At 63.3% G+C, this 3,296-nt stretch carries 3 protein-coding genes; all 3 read right to left on the bottom strand.

Annotated elements, in window-relative coordinates; all coding sequences use genetic code 11:
* Positions 1 to 1,117 (bottom strand): GMC family oxidoreductase (locus EN742_RS29010; protein WP_148670334.1); only part of this gene is annotated, 1,117 nt, incomplete at its 3' end.
* A 68-nt stretch (positions 1,118 to 1,185) separates the two neighbouring features.
* Positions 1,186 to 2,301, bottom strand: a complete 1,116-nt coding sequence (locus tag EN742_RS29005) for an ABC transporter ATP-binding protein (protein ID WP_127404960.1) — start codon at positions 2,299 to 2,301, stop codon at positions 1,186 to 1,188.
* Positions 2,302 to 2,305: 4 nt separating this feature from the next.
* A complete protein-coding gene (locus tag EN742_RS29000; protein WP_127404959.1) occupies positions 2,306 to 3,250 on the bottom strand; it encodes a carbohydrate ABC transporter permease in 945 nt (314 codons plus the stop codon).
* Positions 3,251 to 3,296: the final 46 nt, after the last annotated feature.

Below are 3,296 nucleotides of genomic sequence, written 5' to 3'. Positions count from 1 at the left end.
TCAGGTACCAGTCGACGGCATGGCCGGCCATGAAGTCGAGCGCGAATTTCGGCACCGTCTTCACATTGGCCCTCAGCATGTTGCCGTCGATCTTGCCGAGCAGCTGCACGTTGCCGAGCGGTTTGCCACCCCTGCCGTCCGACAGGTAGTAGTCGTTGAGCATCAGAGTCTTCTGGTAGACGGCGTCATTACGGCGGCGCGGATCGATCGCCAGCATGGCGCTCGAATTGTGGTTCATGAAGTTGCGGCCGACCTGGTCGGAACTGTTGGCAAGGCCCTTGCCCTTCGCGGAGGGCGAGCGCAGCAGAATGACGGCGGAATTGACCGCTCCGGCCGAAAGAATGACCAGCTTCGGCGACAGCTTCTTTTGCGAGCCGCTCTGGGTGTAGTGGATGGTGGCGATCGACTTGCCGTCCGGCGCTGCCTCCAGATAGTCGACATGGGCGCCGGTCTCGAGACGGATGTTCTGGTCCGCAAGGGCCGCCGCCAGCGGTCCGGTCTGGGCATCGACCTTGCCCTGGCCGGTGTTGGGGAAGGCGTCCCACCCCGTCCTGCCGTCCTTCAGCCAGGCGTCGATGTCGACGCCGAGCGGCAGCGACGCCGGATGCAGGCCGAGTCCCTTCAACTCGGCACGGGCGCGCGCGATCGGCGCCTCGTCGGCGACCGGCTTGAAGGCATAGGGGATCGAATGGAACGGCTCGGTCGGGTCTTCACCCAGCGTCCCACGCACGCGAAAGAGCTGCTCGGCCTCCGAATACCACGGTTCGAACTCGTCATAGGAGAAGGGCCATGCCGGCGAGACGCCGCCGAAATGCTCCATGGCGGAAAAGTCCTCCTTGCGGTAGCGGATCAGCACCGCGCCATAGAATTTCGAATTGCCGCCAACATAGTAGTAGTTGCCTGGGTTGAAGGCGGCGCCGCCCGCTTCGCGCCACATCTCCTTCGGCCGGTAGTGGCCTTTGACGAAAATGGCGCGGGTGTCGCGCGTCTCGGGCGTCGCAGGCAGAGGTTCGCCGCGCTCCAGGATCAGGATCGAGGCGCCACTGCCAGCCAGACCGGAGGCGATCGTGGCGCCGCCGATGCCGGAGCCGATGATGACGATATCCGGGTTTGCCATGGCCTAAAAATCTTCGTTTGGATGCATGTCGTTGGCCCAAAACCGGAGCCACTTTTGGGCGACATGCATCAGAGAATGCGCTTCTCGGTCGCCGGGTCGAAGAACACAGCCTTGGTCAGGTTGAAGGCGAGCGGCGTCACGGTGCCAGGCTGGATCTTGGCATCGGCGCGCAACCGTGCCACCACCGCCTTGCCGCCGAGATTGGTGACGGCGAAGGTGTCGGAGCCGGCCGGCTCGATCACCTCGATATGGCAGTCCGCTGTGGCGATGTTGGAGGCATTGCGTTCGGCGCCTTCCGGATCGGTCAGCGACTCCGGGCGGACGCCGAAGATGACTGGCTTGCCCTGGAAGGCCGAAAGGCCCGTCGGCGCGTTGCCGAGCGGCAGCGAGATCGGCTCGCGCCCGTCGCGCTGCAGCACCACGGACAACCCACTGCCATTGCCGCCGATCGTCGCCGGCACCAGGTTCATCGCCGGCGAGCCCATGAAATCGGCGACGAAGATGTTGGTCGGGTTGTTGTAGATTTCGGCCGGCGTGCCGAACTGCTGCACCTCGCCGTCGCGCATCACGGCGATCTTGGTGGCCAGCGTCATCGCCTCGATCTGGTCATGGGTGACGTAGACGATCGTCGTCCCGGTGTTGGCGTGCAGGCGCTTGATCTCGATACGCATGTCGACGCGCAGCTTGGCGTCGAGGTTGGAGAGCGGCTCGTCGAACAGGAACAGTTTCGGGTCGCGCACCAGCGCCCGGCCCATGGCGACGCGCTGGCGCTGGCCGCCGGAGAGCTGGCTTGGCTTGCGCTGCAGGAGGTGGCCGATCTGCAGCACCTTGGCCACCTTGTCGATTGCCTTCTGGCGCTCTTCGGCCGGCACGCCGCGCATCTCCATGCCGAATGAGATGTTCCCGGCGACCGTCATGTTCGGATAGAGCGCGTAGCTCTGGAACACCATGGCGATGTCGCGCTTGGACGGATGGAGATCGTTGATAGCGCGTCCATCGACGCGGATCTCGCCCTCGGTGATGTTCTCCAGCCCGGCGATGGTGTTGAGCAGCGTGGACTTGCCGCAGCCGGACGGGCCGACCAGCACAAGGAAGCCGCCCTTCTCCAACTCGACATTGATGCCCTTCAGGATCTCGACATTCCCGAAGCGCTTCTTCAGCCCATCAATTTCAAGAAAAGCCATCAGATTATCCTTTGACCGCACCGGCCATCAGCCCGCGCACGAAATAGCGGCCGGCGACGACATAGACGAGAAGGGTGGGAAGGGCGGCGATCATCGCCGCCGCCATGTTGACGTTGTACTCGACCACGCCGGTCGAGGTGTTGACGACATTGTTCAGCGCCACCGTCATCGGCATGACGTCGCCGGTGCCGGCATAGGCGGAAGCGAACAGGAAGTCGTTCCAGATGTTGGTGAACTGGTAGATCACGGTGACGACGAAGATCGGCATCGAGTTCGGCAGCATGATGCGGCGGAAGATCTGGAAGAAGGAGGCGCCGTCGACCTGCGCCGCCTTGATCAGTTCGGTCGGAAAGGCCTCGTAGTAATTGCGGAAGAACAGCGTGGTGAAGCCGAGGCCGTAGACGACATGGACGAAGACCAGGTTCACCGTCGAATTGCCGAGGCCGAAATTGAACCCGGTCGCGTTCTGCAATGTGACGCCGAAGCGGCCGATGCTGCCGAGGATCGTCGCCATCGGCAGCAGCACCGACTGGAACGGGATGAAGCAGGCGAACAGCATCATCGCGAAGACCAGCGTGTGGCCGCGGAAGCGCCATTTGGTCAGCACGTAGCCGTTGAGGGCGCCGAGCAGCGTCGAGATCAGCACCGCCGGAACCACCATCTTGATGGAGTTCCAGAAGTAGCCCTTGATGCCGGTGCAGGTGAGACCGACGCAGGCCTCGCCCCAGGCTTTCCACCACGGGTCGAACGTCGGCGCTTGCGGCAGTGCCAGCATGTTGCCGTTCTGAATCTCGTCCATGGTCTTGAACGAGGTGACAAGCATGACGAAGAGCGGCATCAGGTAGAAGATCGCGAAGAGCGCGAGCAGCCCGTAGATGACGATGCGGTTGATCGTCCTGGCGCTGATGCCGCCGGTGGCCGGGCGGGTCGGTGAGGCAACGGCGCTCATCGCGGCTTCTCCCTGAGCTCGGAATAGAGATAAGGCACAATGATCG

The organism is Mesorhizobium sp. M4A.F.Ca.ET.020.02.1.1 (genome assembly GCF_004022645.1).
Lineage (GTDB): Bacteria > Pseudomonadota > Alphaproteobacteria > Rhizobiales > Rhizobiaceae > Mesorhizobium.
Note: the sequence above shows the minus strand (reverse complement) of the source record. Positions and strands in the feature narration are given on the sequence as shown.

What these genes read in the sequence shown, in the direction of transcription:
- EN742_RS29005 (WP_127404960.1), bottom strand. Translation starts at nt 2,301, where the DNA reads ATGGCTTTTCTTGAAATTGATGGGCTGAAGAAGCGCTTCGGGAATGTC.
- EN742_RS29000 (WP_127404959.1), bottom strand. Translation starts at nt 3,250, where the DNA reads ATGAGCGCCGTTGCCTCACCGACCCGCCCGGCCACCGGCGGCATCAGC.